This window comes from Luteibaculum oceani, from assembly GCF_007995015.1.
In the GTDB taxonomy this organism is placed as follows: domain Bacteria; phylum Bacteroidota; class Bacteroidia; order Flavobacteriales_D; family Luteibaculaceae; genus Luteibaculum; species Luteibaculum oceani.
This window is the reverse complement of sequence record NZ_VORB01000007.1, coordinates 51766-69911: the sequence shown is the minus strand read 5'-3', so window position 1 is coordinate 69911 and position 18146 is coordinate 51766. Positions and strand designations below refer to the sequence as shown.

General features: G+C 40.4%; 15 protein-coding genes. 11 read left to right on the top strand and 4 right to left on the bottom strand.

What is annotated here, in order from left to right:
- Positions 1-2: 2 nt before the first annotated feature.
- Positions 3-1559 (bottom strand): T9SS response regulator signal transducer PorX, encoded by a 1557-nt coding sequence (gene porX / locus FRX97_RS08550; protein ID WP_147014791.1) that lies wholly within the window; start codon positions 1557-1559, stop codon positions 3-5.
- An 84-nt stretch (positions 1560-1643) separates the two neighbouring features.
- On the opposite strand from porX, the gene FRX97_RS08545 reads away from it, so the two are divergent.
- From FRX97_RS08545 to FRX97_RS08515, 7 genes are read left to right on the top strand one after another with little or no spacing between them, the layout of a single operon-like run.
- Positions 1644-2900 carry an HD domain-containing protein gene (locus FRX97_RS08545; protein WP_317129538.1) on the top strand — a complete coding sequence of 419 codons (1257 nt, stop codon included), beginning with the start codon at positions 1644-1646 and terminating at the stop codon, positions 2898-2900.
- 28 nt (positions 2901-2928) lie between these two features.
- Positions 2929-3978, top strand: coding sequence for a UDP-3-O-(3-hydroxymyristoyl)glucosamine N-acyltransferase (gene lpxD, locus FRX97_RS08540; RefSeq protein ID WP_147014789.1), 1050 nt, complete (start codon positions 2929-2931; stop codon positions 3976-3978).
- A complete protein-coding gene (locus FRX97_RS08535; protein ID WP_147014788.1) occupies positions 3978-5384 on the top strand; it encodes a bifunctional UDP-3-O-[3-hydroxymyristoyl] N-acetylglucosamine deacetylase/3-hydroxyacyl-ACP dehydratase in 1407 nt (468 codons plus the stop codon). Before lpxD ends, FRX97_RS08535 begins: the two co-directional genes overlap by 1 nt.
- Complete coding sequence (lpxA, locus tag FRX97_RS08530; RefSeq protein ID WP_147014787.1) at positions 5384-6157, top strand: acyl-ACP--UDP-N-acetylglucosamine O-acyltransferase; 774 nt, start codon at positions 5384-5386, stop codon at positions 6155-6157. Before FRX97_RS08535 ends, lpxA begins: the two co-directional genes overlap by 1 nt.
- Entirely contained in the window at positions 6158-6775 is a 618-nt protein-coding gene (locus tag FRX97_RS08525; protein ID WP_147014786.1) for an ABC transporter ATP-binding protein, read from the top strand.
- A 39-nt stretch (positions 6776-6814) separates the two neighbouring features.
- Positions 6815-7378, top strand: a complete 564-nt coding sequence (gene efp / locus FRX97_RS08520; RefSeq protein WP_147014785.1) for an elongation factor P — start codon at positions 6815-6817, stop codon at positions 7376-7378.
- 4 nt (positions 7379-7382) lie between these two features.
- Positions 7383-8297 (top strand): UDP-3-O-(3-hydroxymyristoyl)glucosamine N-acyltransferase, encoded by a 915-nt coding sequence (locus FRX97_RS08515; RefSeq protein WP_147014784.1) that lies wholly within the window; start codon positions 7383-7385, stop codon positions 8295-8297.
- Between the two features lie 9 nt (positions 8298-8306).
- Here FRX97_RS08515 and FRX97_RS08510 read toward each other — a convergent pair whose 3' ends face one another.
- From FRX97_RS08510 to FRX97_RS08500, 3 genes are all read right to left on the bottom strand, one after another.
- On the bottom strand, positions 8307-9749 hold the full coding sequence (locus tag FRX97_RS08510; protein ID WP_147014783.1) for an O-antigen ligase family protein: 1443 nt from the start codon (positions 9747-9749) through the stop codon (positions 8307-8309).
- On the bottom strand, positions 9743-10690 hold the full coding sequence (locus FRX97_RS08505) for a Wzz/FepE/Etk N-terminal domain-containing protein (RefSeq protein ID WP_170227084.1): 948 nt from the start codon (positions 10688-10690) through the stop codon (positions 9743-9745). The genes FRX97_RS08510 and FRX97_RS08505 overlap by 7 nt, the downstream gene beginning before the upstream one ends.
- 62 nt (positions 10691-10752) lie before the next feature.
- On the bottom strand, positions 10753-12192 hold the full coding sequence (locus FRX97_RS08500; protein ID WP_147014781.1) for an oligosaccharide flippase family protein: 1440 nt from the start codon (positions 12190-12192) through the stop codon (positions 10753-10755).
- Between the two features lie 85 nt (positions 12193-12277).
- Between FRX97_RS08500 and FRX97_RS08495 the strand changes: the two genes are divergently transcribed.
- From FRX97_RS08495 to FRX97_RS08480, 4 genes are read left to right on the top strand one after another with little or no spacing between them, the layout of a single operon-like run.
- Positions 12278-13405: a glycosyltransferase family 4 protein gene (locus tag FRX97_RS08495; RefSeq protein ID WP_170227083.1), complete on the top strand. Its 1128-nt coding sequence runs from the start codon at positions 12278-12280 to the stop codon at positions 13403-13405.
- Positions 13398-13997: a ribonuclease HII gene (locus FRX97_RS08490; RefSeq protein WP_147014779.1), complete on the top strand. Its 600-nt coding sequence runs from the start codon at positions 13398-13400 to the stop codon at positions 13995-13997. Before FRX97_RS08495 ends, FRX97_RS08490 begins: the two co-directional genes overlap by 8 nt.
- 6 nt (positions 13998-14003) lie before the next feature.
- Complete coding sequence (locus FRX97_RS08485) at positions 14004-16520, top strand: hypothetical protein (RefSeq protein ID WP_147014778.1); 2517 nt, start codon at positions 14004-14006, stop codon at positions 16518-16520.
- 31 nt (positions 16521-16551) lie between these two features.
- Entirely contained in the window at positions 16552-18138 is a 1587-nt protein-coding gene (locus FRX97_RS08480; RefSeq protein ID WP_147014777.1) for a hypothetical protein, read from the top strand.
- Positions 18139-18146 lie beyond the last annotated feature (8 nt).

The following is an 18146-nucleotide window of genomic DNA, read 5'->3' as shown; positions in this document are numbered from 1 at the left end:
TTTTATTTTGCCGACAAAATTACAAATGGAACTAACATTTCCTCTGGGGAAATTCCTCCATGTTGAAAAGTGTCTTTATACATTTTCACGTACTGATTATAGTTATTTGGATACACAAAATAATCTTGCTTGTAGGCAAAAACATAGGTGCTGGTAAGATTGGCCTTTGGTAAATGGGCCTGCTCTGGTTTTTTTATTTCAAAAACATCTTTGGCGTTGTACGACAAATTTTTCCCCACTTTATATCTAAGATTGGTATTTGTAGATCGGTCGCCAACAATTTTAACGGGGTTAGAAGTTTTTATGGAACCATGGTCGGTAGTCAGCACCAGCTTTGATCCCGATTCAGCAATTTTCTTCAATACATCGAGTAGATGACTGTGCTCAAACCAGCTTTTTGTAATAGATCTGTAGGCTGCTTCGTCGGTAGCCAACTCCTTAATTACGTCCATATCTGTTCGTGCATGGGAAAGCATATCCACAAAATTGTATACCAAAACGGCTACGTCCACCTGGGTTAAATTGGCAAAATTGTCGGCTACTTTTTTCCCGTATTCCTGATTAAGAATCTTGTGGTATTTCACCGAAAGATTTTTACCGTGCCTTTTTAAATGCGATTTAAATAGCTCCTCTTCGTGCTGATTTTTACTTCCCTCCTCTTCCTCATTCAACCACAGATCTGGATAAATCTTTTCTATTTCTCTAGGCATTAGTCCTGCAAAAAGTGCATTTCTTGCATAATGGGTAGCCGTAGGAAGGATACTGCAATAAACAGACTCCTTTTCAACCTTAAAATATTGGGTAAAGACCTCTTTTAGAATGTACCACTGATCTAATCTTAAATTGTCTATTACTAATAAGAAAGTGGTTTCTCCTCCACCCTGCTTTAGTTCGGGGATAAATTTCCGTTGCAGTATGGTGTGCGAAAGGTCGGGGGTTTCATCATCTGGATCTTGAATCCAAGAGAGGTAATTTCTAGAAACAAACTTGCCAAACTCTTGCCTTGCCTCTTTCTTTTGCATTTCCAATATCTCGCGGATACCCTGGTCCGCCACCCCCTCGAGTTCGAGTTCCCAAAACACCAGCTTTTTATAGATTTCCACGAAATCTTCTGTGCTTCTACAAGATCCCAGTTCCATTGAAATCTGACCGAATTCTTGTCGATAATTGGTAAAGGCCTTTTTGGAAATCAGATCTTTTGATTCCAGATTTTTACGCAAGGAGGAAAGAATTTGCCTCGGATTAACCGGCTTTATAAGGTAATCGGCAATTTTGGCTCCGATAGCGTCCTCCATAATAAACTCCTCCTCACTTTTAGTAATCATAATTACTGGGAGGTTTGGTCTTTTGCGTTTTATTTCCTCTAGCGTTTGCAGCCCTGTTAACCCGGGCATATTTTCATCGAGGAAAATGATATCGTAGGAATTTTGCTCAATTTCTTCCAGGGCATCATTACCGTTGGTTACTGTATCCACCTCATATCCTTTATCTCTTAGGAAAATGAGGTGTGGTTTCAACAATTCTATTTCGTCGTCTGCCCAAAGAATTTTGTGCGCCATTGCTATCTTTTAATTTTAATGCGTTAAAGTATTTGCATCTCCAATGCCGAATTTCCGTAATTCGTATACCAAAGCTGCTAAATTTTGAGAAACACATATACAAGTAAGGTTTTTAATGATCCCGTTTATGGATTTATTAACATCCCAGATCGCTTAAGCCTAGAAATAATAGATCACCCTCATTTTCAACGCTTGCGAAGAATAAAGCAGCTAGGGCTTACTCACCTGGTATATCCAGGAGCCATTAACACCCGATTTCACCATGCCTTAGGTGCCATGCATCTTATGAATGAAGCGCTAAAGGTATTACTTGCCAAAGGGCATAAAATTTCGGATTTAGATCGCCGGGCGGCTTCTATGGCTATTCTTCTTCACGATATAGGTCATGGCCCCTTTTCTCATGCCTTGGAACACTCCATTGTACAAGGCATCACTCACGAGCATCTTTCGCTGCTCTTTATGGAATTTTTCAAAGAAAGAGATCCCGAATTATTTGAAACCGCCCTTAAAATTTTCAAAAACGAGCATCCCCTACCCTTTTTGCACCAATTGGTTTCTGGACAACTAGATATGGATAGAATGGACTACCTAATGAGGGACTCGTTTTACACCGGTGTTTCTGAAGGAGTTATTGGATCTCAACGAATAATTAAAATGCTAGATCTACATGAAAATCAATTAGTTGTAGAAGAAAAAGGCATTTATTCTGTTGAGAAATTTTTGGTTGCAAGAAGGATCATGTACTGGCAGGTTTATCTGCACAAAACTGTTGTTGCGGCCGAATTTATGTTGGTTAAAGTTTTAAGTCGAGCGAAGGAGCTTTACCGCAACGGTATAAAACCAGATTGCACTCCAGCCTTGAAATTGTTTTTAGAAAACGACTTTAAGTTGGAAGACTTTGTTGCCGATCCCAAGCTATTAAATCAATTTGCTAAGCTAGACGACTACGACATCCATGCAGCCATAAAAACCTGGCAAGACTGCGATGACTATGTACTCAGAGACCTTAGTACCCGAATGGTAAATCGAAAGCTATTTAGAATAGTCATTAGAAAGCACCCCTTTAATACCACCGAGAAGGAGTTCATAAAGCAAGAATTAAAATCCAAGCTTTCTATTTCAGAGGCAGAGTTGGAGTATTATTTACTAACAGGAACGCTGGAGAACAATGCCTATTTAGCGAAAGGTTCGGGAATTATGATAAAGCGAAAGAATGGAAGTTTAGAAAAGGCCGAACAGGTAGCAGACAATTTAAATCTTTCTGCATTGGCAAAACCGGTAAAAAAATATTTCATGGCATTTCCCAAAGAAATTGACGATTCTTTCATTACACAGATATAGCTAGAGCCAATATTTCTATATTTGAGCGATGGAATTCACGGCCAAGCAAATCGCCCAACTTCTTGAGGGCACAGTGGAAGGAAATGAGGAAGCAGCGGTAAATACGCTCGCTAAAATTGAAGAGGCAAAACCAGGAAGTTTAACCTTTTTAGCTAATCCTAAATACACCGAATATATTTATGACACCGGGGCAAGCGTTGTAATTGTAAATCAAGACTTTACACCTGAAAGATCGCTACCCGTAAATTGCACTTTAATTAAAGTTGCGAATGCTTACGAGAGTTTTGCAACCCTTTTGGAACACTACAACCAGTTCATCAACAATAAATCGGGAATAGAAGAACCCATATTTAAAGGCAATGATGTTAGCTTAGGCGACGACTGTTACATAGGAGCCTTTGTTCATATTGGAGATCACACCAGCATAGGTAAGGGCGCCAAAATTCATCCCAACACTACCATAGGTAAGAATGTGGTAATTGGAGAAGGTACTATTATTCAATCTGGTGTAACCATTTACGACCAAACCGAAATTGGTTCACATTGTATCATTCACTCTGGTTGTGTAATTGGTTCCGATGGATTTGGATTTGCACCCAACTCAGAAAATAACTACAAAAAGGTTCCACAAATTGGGAATGTAATTATAGAAGACCACGTAGAGATAGGTAGTAATACCACTATCGACAGGGCTACACTTGGAAGTACTAGAATAAGAAAGGGTGTAAAGCTCGACAACCTTATACAAATTGCGCATAACGTAGACATTGGAGAAAACACAGTAATTGCAGCGCAAACGGGAGTAGCCGGTTCTACCAAAATTGGCAAAAACTGTATGATAGGTGGTCAGGTTGGAATTGTGGGGCATATAACCATAGCCGACGAAGTAAAAATTGCCGCACAAAGTGGTATAGGTAATAGCATTAAGGAGCCTGGAATGATTGTTCAAGGATCTCCAGCTATTGCATTAGGAGAATACAAAAGATCGTACGTAATATTTAAAACCTTGCCAGCTTTACGCAGTAAGGTACAAGAACTAGAGTCAAAAATTCAACAATTATTCCAAACCCAAGGTTAATGGATCCTAAACAAGAAACATTGGCTGGTCCGGTAAGTATTTCCGGGGTAGGTCTACACACAGGAGCAACTGTAAACTTAAACATACTGCCAGCCGATTCGGATACCGGCTACGTTTTTAAACGCGTCGATTTAGAGGGGCAGCCCACTGTAAAAGCAAGTGTCGAAAAGGTTTTTTCCACTGCTAGAGGTACCTCTATAAAAGACGGCGAAGCGGTGGTGCATACCACTGAACACCTTTTAGCGGCCATATACTCTTTGGGCATTGACAATGCTATCATAGAACTCGATGGACCCGAGGTACCCATTATGGACGGGAGCTCACTGAAGTTTATTGAGGCCATTGAAAAGGTGGGAAAAAAAGAACAAGAAGGCCACAAAAAATACTTTGTACTTAAGGAAAACATCACCTTCGAAGATCCTGAGAAGGAAGTTGAAATGCTCGCAGTACCAACAGATGGTGGAGAATATAGAATTACCGTAATGGTAGATTACCGCTCGCCAGCATTGGGTACACAGCATGCTTCTATGTACAATTTGGCCTCTTTTAAAGAGGAAATAGCTCCTTGTAGAACGTTTGTTTTCCTTAGAGAATTAGAAGCCCTTGCAGATCAAAACCTAATTAAAGGTGGAGATTTAGACAACGCCATTGTTTTAGTAGAGCGTCCTAATGTATCTAAAGAAGAACTTGATGCCCTTGCCAAAAAATTGGGTAAGGAAGGATTAGAAGTCTCTGTAGAGGGAATAGGGGTATTAAACAATTCTGAATTAAAATTCGAGAACGAACCTGCACGACACAAGTTATTGGATATCGTGGGGGATCTTGCCCTACTTGGATTTAGAATTCGCGGACACATTTTAGCGGCAAGACCTGGTCATGCTGGAAATGTGGCTTTCTGTAAGCTTTTAAAAGAAAAATTAAAGGAACAAGAGTCGAAAGGACCTGCTATTAATTTAGATGCAGAGCCTGTATACGATATCAATCAAATTGAAAAAATGCTTCCCCATCGCTATCCGTTTTTACTAGTGGATAGAATTATGGAGGTAACCGATAATTCCATTATTGGAATTAAGAATGTTACCATGAACGAGCAGTTTTTCCAAGGCCATTTCCCTGGAAACCCAGTAATGCCAGGAGTTTTACAGGTTGAAGCCATGGCTCAAGTGGGTGGAATTTTCGCATTACACCAACAACCCGACCCAGAAAACTACTCTACCTACTTTTTAAAGATCGACAATGTGCGATTTAAGAAAAAAGTAATTCCAGGTGATACGCTGGTTTTTGAGCTTAGACTTTTAACTCCAATACGCCGTGGAATCGTACACATGGACGGAAAAGCCTATGTAAATGGAGAAGTTGTTGGGCAGGCAGAAATGATGGCACAAGTAATAAAGGATAAAGTTTAATGTCAGCAGTTGCAAATATTCATCCCGATGCTAAAGTCGGAAAGGGAACCGTAGTAGAACCATTTGCTACAATCTACGGCGACGTTGTAATTGGAGAAAACTGTTGGATTGGTCCTGGAGCCGTTATTATGGATGGCGCTAGAATAGGTAACAATTGTAGAATTTTTCCAGGCGCAGTTATCTCAGCCATTCCCCAAGACCTTAAATACAAAGGCGAATACACTACCGTAGAAATTGGAGACAATTGTCAAATTCGCGAATGTGTAACCATTAACAAGGGAACCACAGATAGAGATAAAACAGTGGTTGGAAACAACTGCCTTCTTATGGCCTACGTGCACCTTGCTCACGATTGTTTGGTGGGTAACAATGTAATCATTGCCAACTCTGTAAATGTTGCGGGTCATGTAACCATAGAGGATCACGTAATTGTAGAAGGTTCTGCGGCAATACAACAGTTTTTAACCCTTGGAGCCCATTGCTTTATTGGTGGAGGGTCGCTGGTAAGAAAAAATGTACCTCCATACGTAAAAGCAGCAAGAGAACCCCTTAGTTATATAGGAGTAAACTCTATTGGATTAAAAAGAAGAGGTTTCGAGGACAAGGAAATTTTAGAGATTGAGGATATCTATCGTCTAATTTACGTTCATAATAACAACATTTCTAAGGCATTAAAAATTGCTGAATTAGAAATACCGGCCTCTCAACACAAAGAAATTATTTTAAGCTTTATCAATAATTCTGAGAAAGGTATCATTAGAGGTATTTCTTAAATGAAAATTGAGGTAATAAACGCTAGTAAAGTCTATTCTAAGCAACAAATTTTTGCTGGAATAGACTTTTCTTTTTCTCAGGGGAAGCATCTTATTACCGGCGGAAACGGATCGGGAAAATCAACCCTCCTTCGTTGCCTTTCTGGAATGGAAAAATGCAGTGAAGGAAACATTATCTGGAAAATCCAGGATACTGAAATAAAGCGTGAACAGCTTTTTAAGCACATTGCTTTATGCGCCCCAGCCATTGGACTGTACGAGGAACTTACCTTAAAGGAACTCTACCATTTGGTTAACGGTTTTAGACCCTTAGTTTTCTCACAGTTTTCTGATTTTGTGGATGCACTGGCTTTACCGAGGAAAAAAATTCTCGGGAAAAAGAAAGTCTCCAATTTTTCTAGTGGAATGAAGCAGCGCGTTAAACTATTATTGGCGCTAAGCATGGAGTCTGAATTTGTATTTCTAGATGAACCCGCTTCTAATCTAGATAACACCGCTACAAAGTGGTATTGGGAAACCTGCGAACAACTAACCCAAAACAAAATTCTTGTTGTGGCGAGCAATCAACCTGAAATTGAAGCTCCATTTTGCCAACCTGCGCTAACTCTTAATCCCTAACAAAAGTGTAATATTGCAGCACTTTTTACATTATTTCTCATGGCAACTACATCGGATATAAAAAACGGACTATGCATTAAGCATAACCACGACCTTTTTCAAATCATTGAATTTCAACATGTTAAACCTGGAAAAGGAGCCGCTTTCGTTAGAACTAAACTTAGAAGTTTAACTACAGGAAAGGTTTTAGACAACACCTTTAATGCGGGTGTAAAAATTGACCCTATTACCATAGAGCGTAGAAAATACCAGTTCTTATACAAAGACGAACTTGGTTTTCACTTTATGCACACCGATACTTTCGAGCAAATTAATATCGAAGAATCCTTGGTAGAGAATTCCGACCTTATGAAAGAAGGTGACATCGTTGAGATCCTATTTCATGCCGATGAGGAAAGACCTTTAACTTGCGATCTTCCTACTGCAGTGGAAATGGAAGTAACCTATACCGAGCCTGGTATTAAAGGTGACACTGCAACCAATAGCTTGAAACCTGCCACCCTAGAAACTGGTGCAGAAATTCGAGTTCCTTTGTTTATTAACATCGGAGATAAGATTAAAGTAGATACAAAGACTCGTTCTTACGTAGAACGCGTTAAATAACACTATGAAATTTAAGCAGGCGCAAAAAGCGAGTGATATCGCCAATTTGGTAAAGGGAACCTTTAAGGGACCCGATTCGCTTTTTGCGTACGGCTTAAACGAAATTCACCGAGTTGAAGCTGGTGATATCGCCTTTGTAGATCATCCTAAGTACTACGAAAAGGTTCTCAACTCCCCAGCTACCCTAATCCTTATTGATAAAGAAGTAGCTTCCATTCCCGAAGGAAAGGGCATTATTATTTGCGAGTCTCCTTGTAACGCTTTCAACTTTCTAGGAAAAACATTTAATCCTCCCAAAGGATTTCACCCACACCCTAGCGAAGCCATTAGTGGCAAAAACACCTGGATAGCGGAGGATGTTAAAATTGGAACCGACGTTAGGATAGGGGAAAATTGCACCATATACCCCGGAGTGGTATTATATCCCGGCACTGTTGTCGGAAATGATGTAGTAATTCACGCCAATGCAGTAATTGGTGCTTCGGCATTTTATTATCAAAGAAAAGACGGTAAACACAATGCCATGTACTCCTGTGGAAGGGTGGTTATTGGAGACCGTGTAGATATTGGAGCCAATTGCACCATAGACAAAGGCGTTACCAGCGACACCATTATTGGCTCGGGATCTAAGCTAGACAACATGATCCACATTGGTCATGACACCATTTTAGGTGAAAACGTTTTGATGGCTGCTCAAAGTGCTATTGCCGGTTGTGTTACCATTGGCAATAACGTTACCATATGGGGAAATGTAGCCGTGGTTAGCGGTGTTACCATAGGAGATTTTGCGGAAATTCTCGGGAAATCTGGGGTAACAAAAAGCATTGAAGGTGCCAAAAAATACTTCGGTGTTCCAGCCGTTGAGGCACGTGAAAAAATGAAAGAGATTGCCGTTCTAAAAAGGCTGTCTAAAAACTAAAACGCTGGGCTACCCAGCCGTTTCTTCCTCCTTATTATTCTTGCTGTGCCAAAGATCGATGGCAACCAAAGCTGCGATAAAGGTCCAGAATGGAACCGATGCCTTGTCGGTATCTAAATAGTTATTTAAGACACCGTGGATAAAGTAAGTGATTAATCCCAGCAGTAGGGCCATTACTATATCTCTTGTAACTCCTGGATCTAGGCGATAATATAGATTTAGCCCCAAACGTAAAATTACTATCAGCAGGGCTACGAATGAAAGCATCCCCATAAATCCACCCTCAGAAAGCGGACCCAGGTATTCGCTATGCGCATTACCTACCTCCCCAAAATTGGTACTGATGATGGTTTTTTCATCCGCACGTTGAAAAGGTGCATATTGAAACATGTAGGTTCCTGGTCCAAAACCGAAGATTGGCTTTTTATAGAACATACGCAATGCTGAATTCCATCTATTTATACGCTCCAAATTACTGGCATCGGAACTAATATTGGAAATAGACTCTACGTGATCGACGAGCTCTTCTGAAGATTCTTTTTCGTTTTTCTCCAGGCTTTCTAAAATCTGATCTTGATAGATAAAATATAAACCCAGTACCATTACGATTCCGGTTGCAACTACCGAAAACTTAATCTTTAACTTAAGAATTACGTACACTCCCAGAGCTCCTACTAAGCTCACCCAGGCTGCCCTTGTATAGGAGAAAATAACTCCAGCAAAAAGGATTACCGCTACGGTAATTTTTAATGCCTTTATTAAAATGGATCTCGAAGGTCTTAATGCCAAAATTATGGCTGCGGGGATATACATAGCCAACACCGCACCATAGGAGGTGTGATCCTTGAAAAAAGGCTGACTAGCCCAGTGGGCGGCCATGTCAGTAAAAGAATCGGTTGATAGGTTGTAAATGGAATGAAGAACCACCAAACAAAGCGGCCCCATATACAACCATAAAAACACCTCTATTTTTTTATGCTGCTTAAATATCTGCCCCGTTAAAAAGAACAGCACCACTACAAACCATAATCTCGCTATAAAATACTTAAGAGAAACAATAGGCATGGTACTGGCATAGGTGCAAACCCCCATCCAAAAGAGGCCAAACAAAATAACCAGTGAAACGTGGTGTTTAGCAAAGCTAGCTGACACCGGACTGCGCACTATAGTTTGCATAAGCGCCAGAATAAGCAGTCCAAAAAATATGGGTTCGGTTGGAAAAAAGAATCCAACTCCTCCCAAATCCAACTCCTCGAAATTGAAAGACAGAGGGGTTGCAAAAACACAAAAAGCAATAAGCCAATCGTACTTATAAATAGCGATAAGCGCTATTGCCAAAACGGCCGGAAGCGCCCATCCCCATAACACTTCCTGGGTGAGTAAAGCTACGTTTACCACCAAGAAAGCTACGGTAAGCCAGATTGCCTTATTTTCCTTAATGTGTTTTACCAAGACTTACTTGCGTTAAATACAAGTAGAAGAAGCGTGCTAAACAATGCCGTTGCAAAAACAGCAGTAAATACAATTAACCAACGAATTGGATAAGATTTTTTATCTGGAACCGCTGGTGATACCACCTCATTGGTATATGTAAGCTTTTTATTAATGTCGTTTAAGGCTGATTGGTTTTCGGTGTAAAGCTCTGCCAGCTCTTCCTCTCCCAATTCTTTTAAAACGCTTAATCTTTGGAATTCACCACCATGCTTGGCAAGCCCTTCTAAGATTTTCTCTGCTTTTCTTTTTGCCTCACCGCCTTTTCCTGCAGCCGCCACCCTAAAGTATCCTTGTGTTACCTCTTGAGTTTGCGTTTCGTAATCAAGCAGGCCATATTGTTCTCTTAACTCGTTAAGCCTTTTCTCAACGCTATCTAAATGAGCTTCGTAATAATCAATTTGCTCACCCGTCATCACCAAAATTTCTGCTGACTTTTCGCGCTGTAGCTTTCTTGCTTTTAAGTTAACCTGAGTAATTATCTCCCTAACCATAAGCATGGCCGTATCTGGGCTATAATCCTCTACGTTAATTTCTATAGACTCGAACTTGGTTTTATTTATCCCTACAAAATCGTTGTAAGCTTTTTCCACCTCAAACTTTGCTCCCGGTTTCCCTGCTTCGATTTCGTATTTTTTATACAAATCGAACTTTTTAACCAGGGTATCTCGGATATCAGAGCTTTGCAAAAGTTGAATCAACTGCTCGGTTCTGGTTTCCTTACTGTAGGGCGAAAGGTTAGATGGATAAACAATAGCGGAAGATTTAAACCTAGGCTTGATAAAACTTGGACCGGAAAAAATTCCAGCCAATACCCCGGCTAGGATGGTTAAACCTGCTATTACTTTAAAGTTTTTACGAATCAATGGAACGATGTCCCCAAAAGAAAACTGCTCTTGCATAAGTTTCCAGCTATGGTAAATAATTGCTGGCAAAAGTAACTATATCCTCGAGTTATCGAAGGTTATTTGTCCCTGCTTTTTACCAGCTGTACTACAGCTTTTGGATTTAGAAGTCCCATAATTACCCCCAACGCCAATACTCCACCAAGCATGAGCACTACCGACCAAAGGTGAAATTCAAGCGATTGAACAAAAAGTCCAATAAGTACTACTAGAACAGGGAAAACGATCAGTTTCCACTTTAACGATGCCTCTAACTTTAATGGGTAGTACTTAAAACACATAATAAGCTGAACGGCAGCCGTTATTCCCTGCGTAAACAAGGTGGCAACTACGGCACCTGAAGCCTGATACTTTGGAATTAAAATGAAATTCAAAATCAGGTTGAGCACCACTCCACCTACGGCCATTTGATTTAAAAACCTGAGCTTACCTCCAGCGGTTAACAGCGTTCCAAAAATGTAGGTTAAGGCTATTGGGATCAGTGAGAATATTAAAAAGCCAAATACCTCAATCGATTGTTGGGTATCCTGCTCGTAAAGGAGATTAATAATTAACCCCGAAAACAAAAAGCAGGTAATGGAAACGCCTATACTAAAAACATAAAGCAGCTTTAATGCGCTTTGTACCAAATCAGACACATCGGAGCGTTGTTTTAGCATTTTGGCAAAAAGGGGTAGCAACAGGGTGGAAAACAAATAGGCTATCATGCTAAAAGCCTCTAGAATTCTGTATCCCTGGGCGTAAATTCCAGCCTGCGTTGCGCCATTGGGCAATAGACGCTCTAGCATCAATGCATCGGTTCGGGAATACAATGCCATAAGGAGAACCAAAATTGCGTAGGGATAGCTTTCCTTAATTATGGCGATGTATGACTGGGTATTAAAGCTGGGACGTTTTAAGCGCATTTGCCCCCATAGAAATAAGAAAGCCAGTAGCGCACTTAATCCATACGCCACAGTTTGCGCCAAAATAAAGGACCAAATACTCAGGTAAACTCCATCTTTATACAGTAGCAGCCCTCCACAAAATAAAATGAGTAACACCTTATCGGCAACAGAAATTACACTGTCCTTTTTAAATAGCAGCAAGGCCGTAAGGTTAGATCTAAGAAAAAGTATCAGAGAAATTAATACCTGATTTAAAGCGAGAACCAACAGCAGTTGGATGACATCCTCCTTATACCCTAAAATGAATGCCAAAACCAGCATTACAAGGGTGTACAAAAAGGCAAGAGCCAGCTTTATGGTAATGAGCTTGGGGAAATACTTACTCAGCAAAAACTGGTGCTGGGCAATATTTCTATTGTTGTAGGCAGAAACCCCAAAATCTAAAAGCGCACTAAAAAGAATGGAAAAATTTAGCAGGGCGAAATAGGTTCCGTATTGCTCTGGACCCAATACATTTTGCACCTCTCTATCTACCCCTAACAGCCAAAACGGCTTTACAATTAGGTTTAGAATGAGCAATAAAAAAAGATTGGATAAAAACTTCGCTCGCATAGTCTTCCTCAGCAAAGGGCAAAATAAATGATTTCCTTGTAGCTTGGTTAATTTCCAAGTATTTTCGTGCGCAATTAGCCAGAAATTGAGAATTGCAGTTAACACCAGGTTACTGGTAAGTAATAAATTAGACGGAATAGGATACTATGCCCACGAAGTACTACAACGCTTGGTGACAGAACATCCTACGGTTCAATTTTATTTCCTTTTCGACCGCACCCCGAATCCCAATTTCATCTACGGCAATAATGTAACACCGGTTATCCTTTCCCCTCAAGCCCGACATCCGATTCTGTATTTTATATGGTTTCACCTTAGGGTTAGATGGTGGTTAAAGAAAAATAAACCCGATGTATTTTACAGCCCAGAAGGATACTTGCCCCCTAGAGATACAACTCCACTAGTAAATGTAATTCACGATTTAAATTTCGAGCATTTTCCAGATAGCCTTCCTAAAGCCGAGCGATTTTACTACCAGCATTTTTTTCCAAAATACGCCAGCTGGTCAGACCATATCATTACCGTTTCCGACTTTTCGAAACAAGATATTGTAAAGCGCTACCGCATTTCTGAAAGTAAAATTTCTACCATTTACAACGGCATTAGAAAAGTTTTCAACGCCTCGGAAAAGCCCGCTTTATTCACCGAAAAATACACCAAAGGCAAACCCTTTTTTCTACATGTTGGAACATTACATCCAAGGAAAAATATCGAGGGAATTGTTTCGGCTTTTAACCTTTACAGAAAGTTAAAAGAGGTTCCCGATACAAAGCTAGTATTGGCTGGAAGAAAAAAGTGGTGGTCTGAAAGCATGGAAAATGCAGTGAAAAATTCGCCTTTCTCTAAGGACATTATTTTTACCGACAGGTTGGAAACCGAAGAATTGGTATCGGCCTACCAATCGGCCATTGGAACCTTGGTTTTAAGTCATTTCGAAGGATTTGGATTACCCATTGTAGAAGCCATGTCTTGCGGTTGTCCGGTAATAGCTGCCAACAATTCGGCGCTTTCAGAAATTGGAGAAGAAGCTGCAATTATGGTAGATCAAAACAATGCAGAGGAAGTGGCCCATCAAATGCACCAACTTTCTATGGATTCGAAATTTAGATCTCGTGTGGTAAAAAGAGGACTTGAAAAATGTCAACAGTTTTCCTGGGATCTTGCCAGCAAGTTTACCTGGGAAATTATAAAAAACACCGCCAAAAATGCTTAAGCTACAAGTGAGTGAAAGTAATTTGGAAGTGGGCTGCGACGAAGCCGGACGTGGGTGTTTAGCTGGCCCCGTGGTTGCTGCCGCTGTTATTTTACCTCAACAGTTTGACATTTCGGATTTAAACGACTCCAAAAAGTTATCGGAGAAAAAAAGAAAGCTTTTACGCAATAAGATTGAAGAAGAAGCGCTGCACTACGCGGTGGCATTTGTATCCCCAGAGGAAATAGACAAAATAAATATCCTCAATGCCTCATTTACAGCAATGCATAGAGCTATAGATGCGCTTCCCATTAAGCCCGAAATGATAGCGGTTGATGGAAACCGATTTAACCCCTACCCCGATGTTCTTCACCAATGCATTATTAAAGGCGATGGAAAATTTGCCAACATCGCGGCCGCTTCTATTCTCGCAAAAACCTACCGCGATGCGTACATGGAAAAATTAGATGCCGATTTTCCACAGTATCAGTGGAAATCAAACAAGGGGTATCCCACCAAAAAACACCGCCAGGCAATTGCCGAAATTGGCGCCTGCATACACCATAGAAAATCCTTTACTTTATTACCCCAACTAGAAATCGCTTTTCAGTAACATTTCATGAAAAAAATAATCCCCGCACTCATAGGTTTAGCCATTGTAATTTGCATAGCAACCTTTTTCTCCCAATTGAAGGAGGCGGAAATTCGAAGTGAAATAGATTTAACAAAAGCAGTTCCCAATAGCGCTTTTTTACTCATAGAAAGCAATCACCCAAAATCGCTTTATTCCAATTTAAAAGATTCAAAATTCCTTTGGAATACGGTTAAAAAAACCACGCTTAACACCCTACTTCCCAATCTCATTCAAAATACCGAGGCAGAAGAGGAATTCTCTGGCCCAAGCACCTTATCATTTCACATTCGGGGCAAAAACACCCTGGATTTTTTAATCCAAGTATACGCCACCTATCCCAACGTAATTCTGGACTCCCTTCAGCAATACGGAAGCCATTCCGTTTCGAGTTACGAAGGAATAGCTATTAACGAATTACAGGTAGATAGCAACCCCTTCTTTTACAGCAAATACGACAAACACCGCATTGTACTTTCATCTGGAATCGAAACCATAAAGGAGTTTATTAGGTGGAATGAAGCTGATATTGACGAAAGTAAACTTCCAAATTACTGGCTAAGTCTACGTGGAACTCGCGGTAAAAAAGAGGTAGGACATATTTATATCCAACCAAAAAAATGGTCGCAACTCCACGAGGATATTTTTAGCCACCCATTAATTTTTAAAGAGGAATTGGCTACCAAAACCTGTTTGGATGTAAAATTGGGTACAGACCATTTGCGCCTGGCAGGAATTTCGGAACCTGGAAATAAACACCCTGCTTACTTTTCATCTACCGCCCCCTCTATTGCTCCAACGATAATAGAAGACCTACCTAGCGAAATACACCATTTAATTTGGAGAACCATAGCCTCGTGGGACAGCTATTTGTCTTTACTTGAGGAGAAAAATGGCAAATCCAATTTTGCTAACTCCTTGCTGGAGGAAGGAATTTTAAGCGATGTTTTTGGGCTTGAAATGGCCAACTTTAATTTGGATGGAGCTACCATTTTTTGCGTACAGCAAGAAGGGAGCTTACCCGATGCCTGGAAATTAAATGCCGAAGAAAAATACCGAGGAATTACGCTAAACCAGGTAAACTCGGAGTTGGGAACCACTATTAATCCCCTTGCCGAAACAAAGCAGTTATGGCACCTTAGCCTTAATGATTTGCATTACTTCTCTGCGAGTAAGGAAATTCTAAAAGACCTTATCGACAAAGTAATTTCGGGGAAAACCCTTAAAAACTGGAGCCTGTTCCAAGATGTACACCAGGAAATTAACTTAACCGGATCCTACATCAAACTTGTTTTCAGCAACAGCTATACTGGCAATAATGAACTGCTTCGAGGGCTTATAGAATCTACCCAATACAGCGCTGCAGTATTTTCTTACTTAAAGGATAACAAGTTTTACGAAGAGGTATTTTACAAGTTTGGTCACACCGAGTTAAAAACGGAACACCTTCCTATTTGGAATTATAATTTGGAGACCGATCTGCAATTAAAACCCCTGGCCGTTAAAAATCACTACACCTCCGAAAACGAAATCCTTCTGTGCGATAACAAAGGGTTCATTCAACTTTTAAGTAAAGGAGGACGACAAATTTTCAAGAAAAATGTGGTGCACGTTCCGCTGCGTTACCCCATACAGATAGATCGATTTAAAAATGGGAAACTGCAATATTTCTTCAACACGCAAAATAGTTTGGAGCTTATAGCAAGAAACGGTAATGATGTACACCCCTTCCCAGTAAGAAGTAATGAGAATTTCACTTCGCCTGCTCTGGTGGTAGACTACGACCTCGATAAAGACTACCGAATAATAGTTGCGGCGGGAAAAGAAATAAGAAATTATAGCCTAGACGGAAAGCCAACCACCGGCTGGGAAAATTTCACCACCGAAAACAAGGTGGTTCAAAAACCTCACTACCTGCGCATCGGAAATAAAGACTACCTGGTGGTAATTGACGAAGGCGGTTTGGTCTACGTATTAAATAGAAGGGGACAAATTAGATACGAGAACTCGGTAAAATTAACTGCGGCTATTGGGGAATACCACGTAATCAAGGGGAGAGATATTTCTTCTTCGCGCATTGAATATGTAAATGCTCAAGGACATTTTATTACCCAATATTTAAATGGAAAAGTAAACAGCGTGGTAAAGCGCGAGTTTGCGGATGCCGTACAAAGCTCCAAACTAAGAATTGGATCTAAAGAATACTGGGCGGTATTGGCAGATGACCACCTGCACCTGTTAGACGAGAAACTAAGCATTGTTTTCAGCTCTAACGATGTAAAATTTCCCTTTATCGAAACGGGAGATGCAGATTACCCAATTATTGTTAACTCCCTCAAGGAAAGTAAAAGCCAAATACTGACTAAAAACTTCGAGTTAGAAGCGCTAATCAATGAGCAAATCTCTAGTGCATTGGTCACCCCTTTTGTTGAGCAAGGCGAGGTTTTCATTATCACTTCCAATTCGGAAAAAGTAAAGTGTTTAGCCCTTCCGACTAAAAAATAAAGTTAATTTTCCGACTTCAATCTTCATAAACATGCGATTTTTTATAAAAAACAAACTATGGGTTTTGGGCGTGTTGTCTGCAAGTTTATTTGCTTGTGTAAAAGACATACAGCTAAAAACCATTGAGCCCCAAATCGCTGTCCCTCTGGCCTACGGAAGGATAGACGTAACGGATATGTTAGCCAGCCAAGACACTTCGGACCTTATCCAAGCTGATCCAAGTGGACTGATGGCACTGATATACGACGCGAACGTTTTTAGAATGAAAGGTTCCGACCTTATCAAGATTCCAAATTCGCAAAGTGAGGTAACCATAAATTCACCCATTACCCGTTCTGCGGCTCAATTTCCAGAAGGATCATCTGCTGGTTTTAACGGGTCTAGCCAACAAACCTTTTCGCTTGGAAATGTGGAGTTGAATAAGTTGGTAGGAAAAGGGGGCTTACTTAACCTTACCGTCTTTAGCACCTTTGCAAACGACGTTACCGTTACCCTAGAAATTCCCAACGCTACTAAAAACGGCACTCCCCTTTCGGTAGAACTAATTATTCCAAGTACCGATAACAGCTCTAAATTCAAGCAAAAAACGGTTTCTCTAGAGGGCTACGAATTCCTTTTTGCTGCGAATAATGGAATGGATTTTAACTACACCACTACCATTAACTCTAGAGGAAATGCAGTAGAAGCTACCGATGAGTTGAGAATTAGTTTTGCATTTAACAACATCAGATTTAGCCGTTTGGAGCTAAATAGCGCAGACGAATCTTTCGATCTTCCTCCGGCAGAAATAGATTTAAAACTATTCCGCAATTCCGCAGCTTTTGCCGATGTAATAGACTTTGAGTTTTTCGATCCCGAAGTAGAGCTAACCTTTATAAACGGTTTTGTACTGGGATCGGAAATCGTTTTCGACAGCCTTTTGGCCATTGGAACCAACGATGGAAGCAGAGATGAAATATTTTTAAATGGAGGGGTAAATTCCTTCACCATAAAAAATCCAAGCCAAATTGGAGATACTGCGCAAACCATCATTAAAATCAACAAGAACAATTCCAACATCGGGCAAATACTTACCCCCGAAAAGCAGATTGTTAAATACGACTTTACCTTTAATACCCTTACCAGTGTTTCGCCAGCTGTAATTACCGACAATGCAGAACTAGCCGTAGATGGTTTTATAAAACTTCCCCTTAGAGGCTTTGCCGAGGGTTGGACCATTGCCAACACCCTTTCTTTAGATGGAAGCATTATTGAAGAATCTGTGGTTTCGGGCGAGATTTTATTGAACTTAAAAAATCAATTTCCATTTGAAGCAGATTTGCAGCTATACACAGTCTCAAACGGAAACATAACCGATTCTCTAATTCTAGGAGATCCTACTATCCTTGCTGCTGGAGATATAAATCAGCAAACGGGTAAGGCAAGTGTTAAAGAATCTATCCGCAGTATTAAGGTATCAGCTAGTCAAATGGAAAATCTTAGAAACTCAGATAGCATTAGAATGGAAGCTACCATTAGGACTTCGGATGCGGAGAACAATACACAGGTTGCGATCTACAAAGAATATTTCATGGAGGTATCTATTGGTTTAGCCGCCTCAATTTCTGTTAACAACTAATTCCTAGC

Excerpts from the sequence above, each read along its gene's own strand:
- porX (WP_147014791.1), bottom strand. The coding sequence starts at position 1,559 with ATGGCGCACAAAATTCTTTGGGCAGACGACGAAATAGAATTGTTGAAA.
- lpxD (WP_147014789.1), top strand. The coding sequence starts at position 2,929 with ATGGAATTCACGGCCAAGCAAATCGCCCAACTTCTTGAGGGCACAGTG.
- FRX97_RS08535 (WP_147014788.1), top strand. The coding sequence starts at position 3,978 with ATGGATCCTAAACAAGAAACATTGGCTGGTCCGGTAAGTATTTCCGGG.
- lpxA (WP_147014787.1), top strand. The coding sequence starts at position 5,384 with ATGTCAGCAGTTGCAAATATTCATCCCGATGCTAAAGTCGGAAAGGGA.
- FRX97_RS08525 (WP_147014786.1), top strand. The coding sequence starts at position 6,158 with ATGAAAATTGAGGTAATAAACGCTAGTAAAGTCTATTCTAAGCAACAA.
- efp (WP_147014785.1), top strand. The coding sequence starts at position 6,815 with ATGGCAACTACATCGGATATAAAAAACGGACTATGCATTAAGCATAAC.
- FRX97_RS08515 (WP_147014784.1), top strand. The coding sequence starts at position 7,383 with ATGAAATTTAAGCAGGCGCAAAAAGCGAGTGATATCGCCAATTTGGTA.
- FRX97_RS08505 (WP_170227084.1), bottom strand. The coding sequence starts at position 10,690 with ATGCAAGAGCAGTTTTCTTTTGGGGACATCGTTCCATTGATTCGTAAA.
- FRX97_RS08500 (WP_147014781.1), bottom strand. The coding sequence starts at position 12,192 with ATGCGAGCGAAGTTTTTATCCAATCTTTTTTTATTGCTCATTCTAAAC.
- FRX97_RS08490 (WP_147014779.1), top strand. The coding sequence starts at position 13,398 with ATGCTTAAGCTACAAGTGAGTGAAAGTAATTTGGAAGTGGGCTGCGAC.
- FRX97_RS08485 (WP_147014778.1), top strand. The coding sequence starts at position 14,004 with ATGAAAAAAATAATCCCCGCACTCATAGGTTTAGCCATTGTAATTTGC.
- FRX97_RS08480 (WP_147014777.1), top strand. The coding sequence starts at position 16,552 with ATGCGATTTTTTATAAAAAACAAACTATGGGTTTTGGGCGTGTTGTCT.